Source organism: Roseibium sp. (genome assembly GCF_965232425.1).
GTDB lineage: Bacteria > Pseudomonadota > Alphaproteobacteria > Rhizobiales > Stappiaceae > Roseibium.
Genome location: NZ_OZ246971.1, coordinates 4,387,156 through 4,401,034, shown reverse-complemented (window position 1 = coordinate 4,401,034; position 13,879 = coordinate 4,387,156). Strand labels below are relative to the sequence as shown.

Here is a 13,879-nt window from a genome sequence, read left to right as displayed (position 1 = left end):
TGAGCCGGGACCAGGATGCCGCAGCACACAGACGAGGCCCCGGCTCAAGGCCGGGGCAGCCAAGGGGGTATGAACCCCTGTCCTTTTCCAATCGCGCTCATCATGGGTGACCTGAATGCATGACATTGAAACCGTCGTCATCGGAGCAGGCGTTGTCGGCCTCGCCATTGCGAGAGCGCTCGCGATTGCAGGGCGGGAAGTCATGGTTCTGGAGCGTCACGGGCTGATCGGATCGGAAACGAGCGCCCGCAACTCCGAAGTCATTCATGCCGGGATCTACTATCCCCCGGGCAGTCTCAAGGCAAAGCTCTGCCTTCCCGGCAAACATCTTCTCTATCAGTTCTGTGACGACAACGGCATCGCCTACAAGAAGACGGGCAAGCTGATCGTCGCCTCCGTTGATAGCCAGTTGCCGGAGCTGGAACGTCTTCATGCCCAGGCCGAAGCAACGGACCTGCACGACCTTGAAGTCTACGATGCAAGGAAGCTGAAGGAAATCGAGCCTGCGCTTGACTGCATCAGCGCGCTTTATTCGCCCTCAACCGGTATCATCGACAGCCACGCCTACATGCTCGCGCTGCAGGGACATCTGGAAGCCAACGGCGGCCAGGTGGTGCTCGGCAGCCGCGTCGACCGGATCGAGCAGGCAGCGGAGGGCTACAAGCTTCGCGTGACAAGCGCTGACGGTGACAGCATGCCCCTCACCTGCCGGGAACTCATCGTCTCGGCCGGACATGCGGCGCCCGGGCTGATGGCTGAGGTGCCGGGTGCAAACCCGCCCAAGGCTTACCTCGCCAAGGGAAACTACTTCAAACTGCAGGGCAAGGCGCCCCTGTCACGGCTGGTCTATCCCGTTCCCGAACCCGGCGGCTCAGGCGTCCACATCACCCTCGATCTTCAGGGGCAGGCCCGCTTCGGGCCGGATGTGGAGTGGATCGAGAATATCAACTACGACGTCGATCCGGCGCGCGGCGAGAAATTCTATGCCGCGATCCGCACTTACTGGCCCGGCCTTCCTGACAATTCCCTCGTCCCGGACTATTGCGGCATCCGCCCCAAGATCGTCGGCCCCGGCGAACCGGCAGCCGATTTCCGCATCGACGGGCCCGAAACCCACGGACAGGAAGGGCTTGTCGCCCTTTACGGCATTGAGTCCCCGGGCCTCACGTCGTCTCTTGCGATCGGCAATGAGGTTCTGGAACGGCTGAGCTAGCGCCCTTAGTGCACCCGCGTGCTTTCCGCCTCCAGGATCTCGTCCGCATCGAGCGTCGAAATCGGCAACCGCGTGTCGGTCGGAACGTCGCCTGACAGCTGAAGCGCAAGGTAGCGGCCGCAGCAGACCCGCAGGAAGCTCGTGAAGTTTCCAAGGTCATGCCCGGCATCGATGCTTTCATGGTGCAGCCGGGTGATCAGCTGAACGACATTCATGCCGTCGCGCGCCGCGATCTCGTCCAGAACATTCCAGAAGAACGTTTCCAGCCGCACGGACGTCACCATGCCGTCAATGCGCAACGACTTCGTGCTGCTCTCCCAAAGCGCGGGATCAGCTTCGATGAAGAGTTTGCACATGGCGTCCTCCCTTTCCTGTTCGGCACGTCCTACCGCCCGCTAGACGACCCGATCTCTGTCGAACTAAACAAACGTCCCGTTGCAACATGCTAGGAACAACGTAATTTTGCCAGACACGTTTTGGTTTGGCAGACATCGGCCGAATTGCACGAACCCCTCCACGGTCATCCCGGACGCAGCGCAGCGGAGATCCGGGATCCACTAATTTCCAGAGCCGGAGTTTCGGAAGCATGACGCCACCGTTTACCCCCGCCCCGGCTCGCGCATCCGCTGCAACGTGGATTGGATCCCGGATCAAGTCCGGGATGACGCCAGTGGGTGTGGTCCGAACAGACCCAACCAGACCCTGAGCCTCATCCTGAGGAGGACCGCCAGGTCCGTCTCGAAGGATGCGCGCCAGGCATGTGTACGTGGCCCATCCTTCGAGACCCACTAGCGCGCTCCTCAGGATGAGGTGAGTTTGCGCTGCCGGTCACACGCCCCTCCGCCGTCATCCCGGACGAAGCGCAGCGGAGATCCGGGATCCACTCGTTTCCAGAGCCGGTGTTTCGGAAACATGACGCAACCGTTCACGCCTGACCCCGGCACACGCATCGGCTGTAAGGTGGATTGGATCCCGGATCAAGTCCGGGATGACGCCGGTGGGAGCCGCCCGAACAGACCTGACCAGACCCAGAGCCTCATCCTGAGGAGGACCGGAGGGTCCGTCTCGAAGGATGGGCAGCCGTTCCGGGCATTGCATGTTGAACATGACCCGATCAGGCCGCGAGCGACCCGGCTGCAGTGCCGCCAAGCACCGCGTTGAACTGCGCCAGCCAGGCCGGGTGCGCCGGCCAGGCCGGGGCGGTCACGAGATTGCCGTCGGTCACTGCCGCGTCAACGGCAATGTCGGCATAGGTGGCACCGGCCAGCTCCACTTCCGGACGGCAGGCGGGATAGGCCGACACGGTGCGTCCCCCGATCACCCTGGCTGCCGTCAGGATCTGGGCTCCGTGACAGATCGCAGCAACCGGCTTGTCGGCGCGCATGAAGTGGCTGACGGCGGCAATCACGTCGGCATCGAGCCTGAGGTATTCTGGCGCGCGTCCGCCCGGGATCACCAACGCGTCATAACTGGTAACGTCGATATCGGCGAAGGTCGCGTTCAGCGTGAAATTATGGCCGCGCTTTTCGGTGTAGGTCTGGTCGCCTTCGAAGTCGTGAATACAGGTCGCCACCGCCTCGCCTGCCTTTTTGCCGGGGCAAACGGCATCGACTTCATACCCCATCGCAAGAAGTGCCTGGAACGGCACCATCGTTTCGTAATCCTCGGTGAAATCTCCCGTGATCATAAGGATCTTGGCACTCATCTCATATCCTCCCGGAGTCCTGAAAACCAATGTGAGCGAAAGCTAGCAGGCAAAGAACGGACACGGGTATTAGGCGGGTACTACAGAGCAGTTTTTCTGACTTGTCGCGGGGAAAGCGCAGGCATTTCCTGCCCCGGATCACGTCCGGGATGACACCGGTGGCTGTGGTCCGAACAGATCTAAACAGACCCAAAGCCTCATCCTGGGAAGGACCGCCAGGTCCGCCTTTAAGGATATGCGGCAGGCATGTGTGCGTGGCCCATCCTTCGAGACGCGCTAACGCGCTCCTCAGGATGAGGACTGTGTGAACTGTTGGTCACACGCCCCTCCACCGTCATCCCGGACGCAGCGCAGCGGAGATCCGGGATCCACTCGTTTCCAGAGCCGGTGTTTCGGAAACATGACGCAACCGTTCACGCCTGACCCCGGCACACGCATCGGCTGCAAGGTGGATTGGATCCCGGATGAAGTCCGGGATGACGTCGGTGGGAGCCGCCCGAACAGACCTGGCCAGACCCAAAGCCTCATCCTGACGAGGACCGCCAGGTCCGTTTCGAAGGATGTTCGCCGGATGGAAGACCATCCCTCTCCCCCGACCCTCCGAAATTTCTCATTTCACCCTTGACCCGCCTTTTCGGCAATGCCATAACCCCCTCCGAACCGTACCGTACGGTTCCGTGCAAATCATCACTTTCTTCGAGCCAAGACCAAGCACATGCCCGCTGCCGCATATGACATCGCCACCTCCCGCCCGGACGCTGCACCCGAGTTTTCGCCGCGCCAGCAGGTGGTGCTGCAGCATGCCCTGACGCTTCTGGTGGAAGGCGGTGAAAAGGCGCTGACGACCGCCGGTCTTGCGCGCACCGCAAGCTGTTCGAAGGAAAGTCTCTACAAGTGGTTCGGGGATCGCGACGGCCTGCTGGCCGCTGTCGTTGCCTACCAGGCAAGCCAGGTTCAGTTCCCCTCCGAAGCCGGTGCGACGGCCGATGCGGCGACCTTCCGCGCCCATGTCATGGCCTTCGTGGAAGCCTTGCTGGGCGTGCTCTTTTCAGAGACCTCGCTCGCCCTCAACCGTCTGTCCATCGGCCAGTCCAACACCAATTCCAACCGGCTCGGCCACCTGCTTCTCGTGCGCGGCAAGCACATGATCTCGGCGCGTGCACGCACCATGCTGGAAAGCGGACGCCGCCACGGGCTTTTGAAATTCGACGATGCCGAAGAGGCCTACCAGGTGCTCTATGGCCTTGCCATCCGCGACGTTCACATCCGGCTTCTTCTCGGCGAGAACGCAAGCGCGGCCGAACAGGACCTGGCATCCCAGGCGCAAAACGCCGTTGACCGCTTTTACCGGCTGTTCGGGGCCTGACCCCGGCTGCCGGCCGACTGGAGACCACCAGCCAACGAAGACCGGACATCAACTCCGGCTCCAAACATGAATAACGAGAATGCAAACGGGAGAAAGGAACCCATGCGCGTTTATTACGATCGTGACGCAGATATCAATCTGATCAAGTCCAAGAAAGTCGCCATCATCGGCTACGGCTCGCAGGGCCGCGCCCATGCCATGAACCTGAAGGACAGCGGCGTGCCGGACATCGCCGTTGCCCTGCGCGAAGGCTCCACCACCGCGCTGAAGGCTGAAGCCGACGGCTTCAAGGTCATGACCGTCGCCGAGGCGGCCGCCTGGGCTGACCTGATGATGATGGCAACGCCCGACGAACTGCAGGCGGACATCTACAAGGACCACATTGCCGGCAACATCCGCGACGGCGCTGCGATCGCCTTCGCGCACGGCCTCAACGTCCATTTCGGCCTGATCGAGCCGAAGTCTTCCGTCGACGTTCTGATGGTCGCACCGAAGGGTCCGGGCCACACCGTGCGCGGCGAATACGAAAAAGGCGGCGGCGTGCCGTGCCTTGTCGCCGTTCACCAGGACGCCTCCGGCAACGCGCTTGATCTGGGTCTTTCCTACGCCAGCGGCGTCGGCGGCGGCCGGTCCGGCATCATCGAAACCACCTTCCAGGAAGAGTGCGAAACCGACCTCTTCGGTGAACAGGCGGTTCTGTGCGGCGGTCTGGTCGAACTGATCCGCGCCGGGTTCGAAACCCTCGTGGAAGCCGGTTACGCGCCCGAAATGGCCTATTTCGAGTGCCTGCACGAAGTGAAGCTGATCGTCGACCTGATCTACGAAGGCGGCATTGCCAACATGAATTACTCCATCTCCAACACGGCTGAATGGGGTGAGTACGTCACCGGCCCGCGCATCGTCACCGACGAAACCAAGGCGGAGATGAAGCGCGTCCTGAAAGACATCCAGACCGGCAAGTTCACCTCCGAGTGGATGCAGGAATACCGTGCCGGCGCTGCCAAGTTCAAGGCGACCCGCCGCCTTAACGACGGTCACCAGATCGAGGAAGTCGGCGAGAAACTGCGCGGCATGATGCCGTGGATCAAGTCCAACGCGCTGGTCGACAAGACCAAGAACTAGGCGTTCAGCCGATCAACGATACGGAAAGGCCGGGCAACGACGCCCGGCTTTTTCTTCTTGTAGCACGGAACAGTCCTTCGGTGCCGCCTCCAGGTGTTTCACAGCCTCTCTAGCCGGGAAGAAACCGCGTTTGGCGGCAATCCCGTAGAGCGCCAGTGCCCGCTCTTTGTCCTGGGCAACGATCTCTCCTTCTTCCAGCAGCTTTGCCAGATAATAGGCTCCATAGGCGTCTTCCCCGGCCGCTGCCGCCTCGATCAGCGCAAGTCCTTCGGAGGCATCTTTCGGCAGGCCCAGGCCGTGCAACTGCATCCAGCCGATATTCGCGGCACCGCCCCAGATTTCCAGCTCCTCGGCCCGCCTGAAAAGCCGGATCGCCTCCTCATGGTTACGTTCGACACCCGTGCCGTCGCGATGAAGGATGCCGAGGTTGGTCAGCCCGCCAAAGTGCTTCGCGTCGATAGATTTGCTGTAGTGGTAAGCGGCCTTTGAATAGTCCTGTTCAACACCGAGCCCGTACTCACGCATTTCGGCAAGGTGATAGTGAACACTGGTGTTTCCCGCCTTTATCGCCTTGCGGAAATGGCCCAGTGCTTTCTCGTAGTCCGGTTCCACGCTCTCGCCCGCAAGATAGATTTCACCGAGTGTCTCGTGCGCAAAATAAGGCTCCTTCTCAGCCAGCTCGAAATAGATCGAAAGACCCTTGTCGACATCCTTGGGCACCGGTTCTCCCACCATATGGGCGCCGGCAAGCGCATACATCGCATAGAAGTCGCCTTCGCCGGCAAGACGTTTTATGTCTTCAATGGAACCGGAAACCTTCTCGGCACCGAAATCCTCCGGATGAGCGAAATAAAGCAGCGTGAGGTTGAGCTCGGTGGATTCGTTGCCCAGCTCGATCACTTTCCTGAACCAGCGTTCCGCATCAGCAAGATCCTTGTCTGTCCCAATACCGAACTCGAGCAAGACTGCCAATTGATGCATCGCGCCGATGTGACCGCCCTCTGCAGCCTGTCGGTAATAGTCGTGGGCCGTCTTGTAGGTATGTCCCTCGATCGACGCGTAAAGATGCAAATCTCCGATTTCGCAAAGCGCATCAACGCTGCCGAGCTCCGCGGCCCGCTCGAACCAGTGCAGCGCCTTTTCCGGATCGTAGCGCTCTTTTTTCTCACGGTCGTTGTAGTGTTCGCCAAGCCACCTGGCGGCGGTCGCGCTTCCGGCGTTGGCGGACATCTCGAGCACGCGCGGATCGGTCACCACGAACAGAACAACCAAAGCCGCGATCAGTGCACTGGGTATCCAATAGAGAAAAATACGCTTCAACAAACCGCAACCTGTTTGACTAACTCCAGTTCATTCGCCTGACGGGAATCTACAAACAAATCCGCCTGCACTTGCCAAACTTCCATGGACGCATAGAGCGGTCCAGACCTTAACAGATGACGTAAGGAAACAACAAAACGGCACAGTCCCTTGGTCCGACTCCTGATTTCCCGTCTTGCCATCACCACTTGGCCGAGACTTTTCGATTTTTTCGAAAAATTTTCACAAAATGCGCGAAAGGGCCGAGTTTCGGGGATCGAATTCAGGAATTCTTAATTCGGGCGTGTCTGATTGGGGGTCTGCACCCATTCCAGTGGATATGTTTTTATTAAAATCCACAAGCCTACAATTTGATGAAAATCTATTAACCAGCCCTAACAGCATCTAAAAACATTACAACGTAGGCTGCCTCAATTGGTCGTTTTCGACGAGTAGCGCGTGGAGTGCGTCTGCATGGATTTATTGACGCTTTTTTCGGCAAATCTGCTCTTGTTGCTGATTTTCGCCATATCCTTTCAAGCGATGTCGCTTCGGGTGACGCCGAGCGTGCACTGGCGCAGCTGGGCGGCTGCAAACGCCATTCTCGTGCTCGCCCTCGTCTGCTTTGCCTTTGAAAATGTCCTTCCCCGGATCGTTGCGTACATTCTTCCGAACACGCTGCTGCTGCTTGGTTTTGGATTTCATCTTTATGCCGCACGCGTCCTCGCCAGACTGCCGAACAGGCTGAGCGACGCATTCGCGCCGGCCGCGGCCTATCTGATCGTCGGAGTGATTGCTTATCTGCTGTCGGACGCCACGCTCGCCTATGTTGGCGGCAACTTCATCTTCACGGTCTTGTGTATCGCCACCATCGTCGCCTACACGTCGAAAAATTTCCACGGTCTGATCTCCGTCATCGGCCTCGTGCTCGCGTTCTTCTTTCTCGGCGCTGTCGGCGGACTGCGGGTGTTCCACGGTGTCGTCGGCGAGGGTCCGGCCGGACCCGGCATGATCAACGATACGATGCAGGGTCTGCACCTGATGAGCGCAATGCTGTTCGTCAGCCTGACGGGCGCATTCTCGACGGCCCTTTCGTTCGAACAGGTGGCCCAGCGGCACAGGGAGGCCGCAAGACGGGATCCATTGACAGGGGCGTACAATCGCCGGGAGTTCCAGGCCCGCCTGGAAGACGTGCTGCATGGCCCGGCAGAGAAGACCTTCGGCCTGCTCAACTTCGATCTGGATCATTTCAAGTATGTGAATGACAACTTCGGACATCTGTCCGGTGACCAGGCGCTGGTGAAAATCGTGGCTGCCGTCAAGGCGCAACTGCGGAAAGACGATTGCTTTGCGCGCCTGGGCGGTGAGGAATTCGCCGTTCTCTTGCCCGACATCTCCCGTGAAAACGCGGCCAAGGTCGCCGATCGCCTCCGTCAGCTGATATCCCGGATCGAGTTCGACTTCGCACCCGATAATTTCAGGATCACGGCGTCAACCGGCATCTACCACGGCACCGGCAACGAACTGGCGATGGAAGACCTGCTGCAGGCCGTCGATGAGAGCCTCTACCGCTCGAAGAAAAACGGGCGCAATTGCGTCACCTTTGCCGGAGAGCTGACGGCAGCTTCCTGACAACGGACGGATTGACGTGCTTCACGAATAGGCCTCGATCAGCCGCGTGACCTCCTTGTCGCGGGCGCTTTCGCTTTTCCCGCCCATCACCACGACAATCAGCTGCTTGCCGCCACGCTGCGCGGTCGCCACCAGATTGTATCCCGACATGCGAATATAGCCGGTCTTCAGGCCGTTCACACCGGAGACCTTTCCCAGGAGGTTGTTCGTGGCCTTGAACGTCCTGCCATTATAGGTGAAGGACTTCGCCCGGTAATAACTCGCGTATTGCGGAAACCGGCGTTTGAGCGCCAGGCCGAGCTTCGCCATGTCCCGCGCGGTGGTGACCTGGCCGGGATCCGGCAAACCCGTTGCGTTCTCGAACCGGGTTCGCGAAAGCCCAAGCGCGCGTGCTTGTTGTGTCATCTGGCGGGCAAAAGCTGCTTCACTGCCGGCAAGGTTCTCCGCAACGGCAACGCCGACATCGTTTGCGGACCTGACGGACAGCGCGCGGGCGGCCCGCTGAACGGTTATTGTCGTTCCTGCCTTCAGACCGATCTTTGCAGGCGGCTGCGAAGCCGCGTTCTCGCTGACGGTCAGCGGAGAAGACAGGCTGTAGCGTCCCTCCGCGACGGCTTCGAACAACAGGTAGAGCGTCATCATCTTGGTGAGCGAAGCCGGGAACCGTGCTGCATCCGCATCGACGGCGTAGAGCTGTTCACCCGTCGAGGCGTCGAGGACCAGAGCTGAAAACCCGCGTTCCTGTGCGGTCGCGGGCGCATACCCGACGGCCGGCAGAGACGCGGTTTGAGCGGCTGTGCTCGTAGCAGGGGCGCCTGACGATGCCGACGGTGAAGGCGCTTGCGCGGTCTGACAGGCGGCAAGCAGCAGGGCGAGAAGAACCGCGCCGACTTTTCCGGTCAGTTTGAGCCCTTGAAACATATGCGGTCTCACTCTTGTCCCGGCCCTGAATTCAGGCCTTCAACCGGTACCCGGTCTTGAAAATCCAGTGAACGATCGCCAGAGACACGAACAGAAAGACCATGGTCGCAACCAGCGACAACCACAGACTGACATCCGCCTGGCCGTAAAAGCTCCAGCGGAAACCCGATATCAGATAAACGACGGGATTGACCAGTGTCACTTTTTGCCAGATCTCAGGCAGCATGTTGATGGAATAGAAGCTGCCGCCGAGAAAGGCGAGCGGTGTCACGATCAGAAGCGGCACGAATTGCAGCTTCTCGAAATTGTCGGCCCAGATGCCGATGATGAAGCCGAGCAGCGCAAAGGTGACAGCCGTCAGAATGAAGAAAGTTGCCATCCAGACGGGGTGCTGGATCTGGATATCGACGAAGAAGTTCGCCGTAATCAGGATGATCAGCCCCACGATGATCGACTTCGTTGCCGCCGCTCCGACATAGGCGATGGTGATTTCCAGATAGGAAACCGGTGCGGACAGGACCTCGAATATCGTGCCGGTGAAACGCGGAAAGTAAATGCCGAACGATGCGTTCGACAGGCTCTGTGTCATCAGCGACAGCATGATCAGCCCCGGCACGATGAAAGCTCCGTAGCTGACCCCGTCGACTTCCGAGATCCGCGACCCGATCGCCGCACCGAACACGACGAAGTAGAGCACGGTCGAGATGACGGGCGAGACCACGCTTTGCATCAGCGTGCGTTTCGTGCGCGCCATCTCGGAAATGTAGATCGACTTGACTGCGCCCAGATTCATGCGCTCCCCTTTTTCAACAGTCCCTGCCTTTGACCTGGCCGGTTTTCAAACGAGGTCCATTCTCATTCTCGGCAACGTCCTTCCAGGAATCGATCCGGAGGGCGAGCGGCCGGTCGTCGCAAACCCCATGCGCGCGTAGAAAGCTTCGGCAAACGGGTCGGCATCGAGTTCGATATGTCTGAGCCCGATTGTTCTGGCCCGGCTCTCAAGCGTCTCGAACAGAGCCCGGCCGACGCCTGCGCCCTTGCAGTCCGGTGCAACGAAGCAGGTTTCAAGTTCGCCGCCGGATGACTGGTCGCGGGACAGCCGGATACAGCCGACCAGCGATCCGTCGGCGGCCTCGGCAACCCAGAAATCGTCGTCCGATATCCAGCTGTCGCGCACCCGCAATTCGTCGATGCAGGCGTGCATGAAAGCATCGTCATAGCCGTTCGACTGCTTGGAGCGCATGCAAAGCTCCGTCAGGGCGTCCCTGTCGGCCAGCTGTGCGGATCGGATGGAAAAGTCCCTCGTCATGTCGGCTCAACTCTTCTTCACAAGGTCCACGAAAATGTCTTCCAGAGACGACTGGTCGGTCTGCAGATCCTGGAACCGGACCCCGGCATCCGCCAGATCCTTCAAAAGTGCAGTAATGCCGGTTCTTTCCGCGTGCGTGTCGTAGGTATAGACCAGCTTGCAGCCGGCATCGGCAATTTCGAGGTTGTGCCGCGCAAGACTGTCGGGCACCGTTTCCAGTGGTTCAGTCAGATTGAGGGTCAGGAGTTTGCGCCCGAGCTTGCGCATCAGCTCCGCCTTGCCCTCAACCAGGACAATCTCGCCCTTGTTGATGACACCGACCCTGTCCGCCATCTCCTCGGCTTCCTCAATGTAGTGGGTCGTCAGGATGATCGTGACGCCTTTTTCCTTCAACTCGGTCACGATGCGCCACATGTCGTGACGCAGCTCGACATCGACGCCGGCGGTCGGTTCATCGAGAAACAGAACCTTGGGCTCGTGCGCAAGCGCCTTGGCGACAAGGAGCCGGCGCTTCATGCCGCCGGAAAGCGCCATGATGGGATTGTTGCGTTTGTCCCAGAGCGTGAGATCCTTGAGAATGCTCTCCACGAATTCACGGTTGGGCGGCAGGCCGAACAAGCCGCGGCTGAAGGCAACCGTGTCGCCGACAATCTCGAACGGTGCCGTCGGCATTTCCTGGGGCACCAGCCCGATAAGACGCCGTGCGGCCCGAAAATCCGCGATCGCATCGTGACCGCCGACAGTGATGCTTCCCGATGTCGGGCGCACGAGGCCGCAAATCGTGCTGATCAGGGTGGTCTTGCCCGCGCCATTTGGGCCCAGGAGTGCAAACACCTCGCCTTCGCGGATATCCAGCGACACCGATTTCAAGGCCTGGAAACCGCCTTCATAGGTCTTTTCCAGATCGCGGACAGAAAGAATGGGCGCCATGAAGACCTGAGCTGACACGATGATTGAAGGTTTGACCAGAAGGCCGCATGAGAGGGTATAGCAACATGTGGGCCGGATGGCTGCAAGATGCAAGGTGCCGCGGTATATCGCCGATGGAACCGCGTGGAAGAGGTCGGGAGGTGCAGACAGCGATAACTCTGCCATGCCTGGCCGGTTTCAGCCTGACGCCGGGAAATTGCGCGAAAGTGCAACGCCCCTCTCCGGCGTACCGGTCCTGACCCTAGTAAAGCGTCTTGCGGTAGCTCTCTTCCAGCTTCTCGTCCAACGCGCTCAGTTCCTCGTCGCTCGCAGGTGTTTCGGCTGCCTGGTCCGTGATGATTCTCATCAGGGAGGGCATGTCGCTGCGGTCCTGGAACCTTTTCGGATCCCACAAATGCGACCGGCGGAACGCTTTTGCACAATGCATGAACACGCTGGTTACCCGAACGTGGATCGCGACTGTCGGACTGCGGCCCTTGACGCTCATTGCCTCCAGCAATTCGGGATCAACGACAAGCGTCGCCTGCCCGTTGACGCGCAGGGTGTCGTCAAATCCGGGAATGATGAACAGCAGTCCGACGCTTGGATTGGTGACGATATTGACCAGGCTGTCGAGACGGTTGTTTCCGGGACGGTCGGGAAGGACAAGCGTTTGATCATCGAGAACCTTCACGAACCCGGGCGGATCGCCGCGCGGACTGACATCCGCCTTGCCGTCCGCATTCTGCGTTCCAAGACAGACGAACGGCGACCGTTCGATGAAGTCGCGGGCATGCCTGTCGAGGATCGTCAGGCACTTTTTCTTCGCCAGTTCGTGTGTCGGTGGAAACAGTCCCCTCAGAGCTGCCTCGTCCCTGATCAGATATTCCGGTTTGAGATCGAACGCCGTCATTTCCTCACCTCGCCACGATACGCATTGCAGAACCTGACCGGCACGAACCAATGACCGGATGCCGTCTTCCCCCGAACCGCTCTCTCGCCCTGCAGGCCTCGCCTCGGTCAACTGTGGTCGGCTGCAGGAAATGTATCTGAGGTACGTACCTCTCACTTTGTGCAGCTGTCAACGCGGGTGTGCCCTGCCCCGGATTTTTGCAGACGGCCCTTCGACGTCGGCCACACCGGGACAGATCCGGAACAGGAAAGCCCGGCATTGTTTCCACATCGGAAACACTGCGTCTTGCGCCAGGCGGCTGGGTTTCCGGCGGATCCGCGCTATCTTGCAATTGAACAAGCAACCGATTGGCGGGCTTTCAGCAAGCCCGTCCGAAGCAGGAACGCAATCCATGTCCGTCCGTCCGGTAACTCACATTGGATCCACGCAGCCGACACTCGAGGGTGCCGGCGTCAAACTCGAGCGCGTGTTCGGTTTTCAGGATCCTGAAATGCTGGACCCGTTCCTGCTGCTCGACGATTTCCGCAACAACCGCCCGGAAGATTACCTGGCGGGCTTTCCATGGCACCCGCATCGCGGCATCGAGACGATAACCTACGTCCTCGCAGGCACGGTGGAACATGGAGACAGCCTGGGCAACAAGGGAGATCTTGGCGCCGGTGATGTCCAGTGGATGACCGCCGGACGCGGCATCATGCACCAGGAAATGCCCAAGGGAGATGCCGCAGGCCGCATGCACGGTTTTCAACTCTGGGCAAACCTGCCCTCCTCGCTGAAAATGACGGAACCGCGCTACCAGGATGTCACCGCCAACGAGATCCCCGTTGTCACGGACGACGACGGCACCTCCGCGCGGATCATCTGCGGCGAGTTCTGGGGCAAGAGTGGCCCGGTCGACGGCATCGCGGCGGAACCCCAGTACCTGGACATACACGTACCGGCCGGCCGGAAGAAACGCTTCAAGGTCGACACCTACAAGCAGACTTTCGCCTATGTCTTCGAAGGATCCGGCACATTTGAAGGGGCCTCCGATCCATTCGGTGTCCTGACCGAAAAGGAATTCGGCGGTGAGGAACTCAAGATCCGGGATCAGACCGGTGACCGGACACTCGTGATCTTCGGAACCGGGGACGAGATCGTGGTGCAGGCGGGTGACGAAGGCATCCGTTTCCTTCTGGTGTCCGGCGCGCCGATAAAGGAACCGGTCGCCTGGCATGGTCCGATCGTCATGAACACGCGCGACGAACTGGTGCAGGCGGTGACGGAACTGCAGAACGGCACGTTCATCAAGTGAGATCCGGGCCGTCTGCATCTCCGCGCAAAGGCAGGGACCGAGAGAGCTGAGTTATCCCGCTTGATCTGTTCCGGGTGAAGCTGACGGGATCGCTGACGACCTGCCAGGTTCGGCGGCACATCGCTTTCCTGGACGTGGCGCTGCCTTGCAACCTTCACAATCTCCGGTTAGGCCTGTGCGGCATTCTACCTGCCGG

General features: G+C 59.9%; 13 protein-coding genes. 5 read left to right on the top strand and 8 right to left on the bottom strand.

What is annotated here, in order from left to right:
• The first annotated feature begins 115 nt into the window (after positions 1 to 115).
• Positions 116 to 1,213 carry an NAD(P)/FAD-dependent oxidoreductase gene (locus ACO08A_RS20015; protein ID WP_422037698.1) on the top strand — a complete coding sequence of 366 codons (1,098 nt, stop codon included), beginning with the start codon at positions 116 to 118 and terminating at the stop codon, positions 1,211 to 1,213.
• A gap of 5 nt (positions 1,214 to 1,218) precedes the next feature.
• Here the strand turns inward: ACO08A_RS20015 and ACO08A_RS20010 are convergent, their stop codons facing one another.
• Both ACO08A_RS20010 and ACO08A_RS20005 read right to left on the bottom strand, forming a co-directional pair.
• The gene (locus ACO08A_RS20010) at positions 1,219 to 1,569 is read right to left on the bottom strand and encodes a ribbon-helix-helix domain-containing protein (RefSeq protein ID WP_422037697.1); all 351 of its coding nucleotides are present in this window, start codon (positions 1,567 to 1,569) and stop codon (positions 1,219 to 1,221) included.
• Between the two features lie 758 nt (positions 1,570 to 2,327).
• Positions 2,328 to 2,918 (bottom strand): DJ-1/PfpI family protein, encoded by a 591-nt coding sequence (locus ACO08A_RS20005; RefSeq protein WP_422037696.1) that lies wholly within the window; start codon positions 2,916 to 2,918, stop codon positions 2,328 to 2,330.
• A 715-nt stretch (positions 2,919 to 3,633) separates the two neighbouring features.
• On the opposite strand from ACO08A_RS20005, the gene ACO08A_RS20000 reads away from it, so the two are divergent.
• Together ACO08A_RS20000 and ilvC are read left to right on the top strand one after the other, a co-directional pair.
• Positions 3,634 to 4,284: a TetR/AcrR family transcriptional regulator gene (locus tag ACO08A_RS20000; RefSeq protein ID WP_422037695.1), complete on the top strand. Its 651-nt coding sequence runs from the start codon at positions 3,634 to 3,636 to the stop codon at positions 4,282 to 4,284.
• Positions 4,285 to 4,386: 102 nt separating this feature from the next.
• Positions 4,387 to 5,406, top strand: a complete 1,020-nt coding sequence (gene ilvC / locus ACO08A_RS19995; RefSeq protein ID WP_421984047.1) for a ketol-acid reductoisomerase — start codon at positions 4,387 to 4,389, stop codon at positions 5,404 to 5,406.
• A gap of 12 nt (positions 5,407 to 5,418) precedes the next feature.
• Here the strand turns inward: ilvC and ACO08A_RS19990 are convergent, their stop codons facing one another.
• Entirely contained in the window at positions 5,419 to 6,726 is a 1,308-nt protein-coding gene (locus ACO08A_RS19990; RefSeq protein ID WP_422037694.1) for a tetratricopeptide repeat protein, read from the bottom strand.
• Between the two features lie 453 nt (positions 6,727 to 7,179).
• On the opposite strand from ACO08A_RS19990, the gene ACO08A_RS19985 reads away from it, so the two are divergent.
• Positions 7,180 to 8,337 (top strand): GGDEF domain-containing protein, encoded by a 1,158-nt coding sequence (locus tag ACO08A_RS19985; protein ID WP_422037693.1) that lies wholly within the window; start codon positions 7,180 to 7,182, stop codon positions 8,335 to 8,337.
• A 21-nt stretch (positions 8,338 to 8,358) separates the two neighbouring features.
• Here ACO08A_RS19985 and ACO08A_RS19980 read toward each other — a convergent pair whose 3' ends face one another.
• The 5 genes from ACO08A_RS19980 to ACO08A_RS19960 all read right to left on the bottom strand — a co-directional run bounded on the left by ACO08A_RS19980 (position 8,359) and on the right by ACO08A_RS19960 (position 12,389).
• The gene (locus ACO08A_RS19980; RefSeq protein WP_422037692.1) at positions 8,359 to 9,258 is read right to left on the bottom strand and encodes a D-alanyl-D-alanine carboxypeptidase family protein; all 900 of its coding nucleotides are present in this window, start codon (positions 9,256 to 9,258) and stop codon (positions 8,359 to 8,361) included.
• A gap of 31 nt (positions 9,259 to 9,289) precedes the next feature.
• On the bottom strand, positions 9,290 to 10,051 hold the full coding sequence (locus ACO08A_RS19975) for an ABC transporter permease (protein WP_422037691.1): 762 nt from the start codon (positions 10,049 to 10,051) through the stop codon (positions 9,290 to 9,292).
• Positions 10,052 to 10,096: 45 nt separating this feature from the next.
• Positions 10,097 to 10,567 carry a GNAT family N-acetyltransferase gene (locus ACO08A_RS19970; protein WP_422037690.1) on the bottom strand — a complete coding sequence of 157 codons (471 nt, stop codon included), beginning with the start codon at positions 10,565 to 10,567 and terminating at the stop codon, positions 10,097 to 10,099.
• 6 nt (positions 10,568 to 10,573) lie between these two features.
• Positions 10,574 to 11,497 (bottom strand): ABC transporter ATP-binding protein, encoded by a 924-nt coding sequence (locus ACO08A_RS19965; protein WP_422037689.1) that lies wholly within the window; start codon positions 11,495 to 11,497, stop codon positions 10,574 to 10,576.
• A 241-nt stretch (positions 11,498 to 11,738) separates the two neighbouring features.
• Positions 11,739 to 12,389, bottom strand: coding sequence for a pyridoxamine 5'-phosphate oxidase family protein (locus ACO08A_RS19960; protein ID WP_422037687.1), 651 nt, complete (start codon positions 12,387 to 12,389; stop codon positions 11,739 to 11,741).
• Positions 12,390 to 12,780: 391 nt separating this feature from the next.
• On the opposite strand from ACO08A_RS19960, the gene ACO08A_RS19955 reads away from it, so the two are divergent.
• Positions 12,781 to 13,683: a pirin family protein gene (locus ACO08A_RS19955; RefSeq protein ID WP_422037686.1), complete on the top strand. Its 903-nt coding sequence runs from the start codon at positions 12,781 to 12,783 to the stop codon at positions 13,681 to 13,683.
• The last annotated feature ends 196 nt before the right edge of the window (positions 13,684 to 13,879 follow it).

What these genes read in the sequence shown, in the direction of transcription:
- ACO08A_RS19975 (WP_422037691.1), bottom strand. Translation starts at nt 10,051, where the DNA reads ATGAATCTGGGCGCAGTCAAGTCGATCTACATTTCCGAGATGGCGCGC.
- ACO08A_RS19970 (WP_422037690.1), bottom strand. Translation starts at nt 10,567, where the DNA reads ATGACGAGGGACTTTTCCATCCGATCCGCACAGCTGGCCGACAGGGAC.
- ACO08A_RS19955 (WP_422037686.1), top strand. Translation starts at nt 12,781, where the DNA reads ATGTCCGTCCGTCCGGTAACTCACATTGGATCCACGCAGCCGACACTC.
- ACO08A_RS20005 (WP_422037696.1), bottom strand. Translation starts at nt 2,918, where the DNA reads ATGAGTGCCAAGATCCTTATGATCACGGGAGATTTCACCGAGGATTAC.
- ACO08A_RS19980 (WP_422037692.1), bottom strand. Translation starts at nt 9,258, where the DNA reads ATGTTTCAAGGGCTCAAACTGACCGGAAAAGTCGGCGCGGTTCTTCTC.
- ACO08A_RS19985 (WP_422037693.1), top strand. Translation starts at nt 7,180, where the DNA reads ATGGATTTATTGACGCTTTTTTCGGCAAATCTGCTCTTGTTGCTGATT.
- ACO08A_RS19960 (WP_422037687.1), bottom strand. Translation starts at nt 12,389, where the DNA reads ATGACGGCGTTCGATCTCAAACCGGAATATCTGATCAGGGACGAGGCA.
- ACO08A_RS20015 (WP_422037698.1), top strand. Translation starts at nt 116, where the DNA reads ATGCATGACATTGAAACCGTCGTCATCGGAGCAGGCGTTGTCGGCCTC.
- ACO08A_RS20000 (WP_422037695.1), top strand. Translation starts at nt 3,634, where the DNA reads ATGCCCGCTGCCGCATATGACATCGCCACCTCCCGCCCGGACGCTGCA.
- ACO08A_RS20010 (WP_422037697.1), bottom strand. Translation starts at nt 1,569, where the DNA reads ATGTGCAAACTCTTCATCGAAGCTGATCCCGCGCTTTGGGAGAGCAGC.
- ACO08A_RS19965 (WP_422037689.1), bottom strand. Translation starts at nt 11,497, where the DNA reads ATGGCGCCCATTCTTTCTGTCCGCGATCTGGAAAAGACCTATGAAGGC.
- ilvC (WP_421984047.1), top strand. Translation starts at nt 4,387, where the DNA reads ATGCGCGTTTATTACGATCGTGACGCAGATATCAATCTGATCAAGTCC.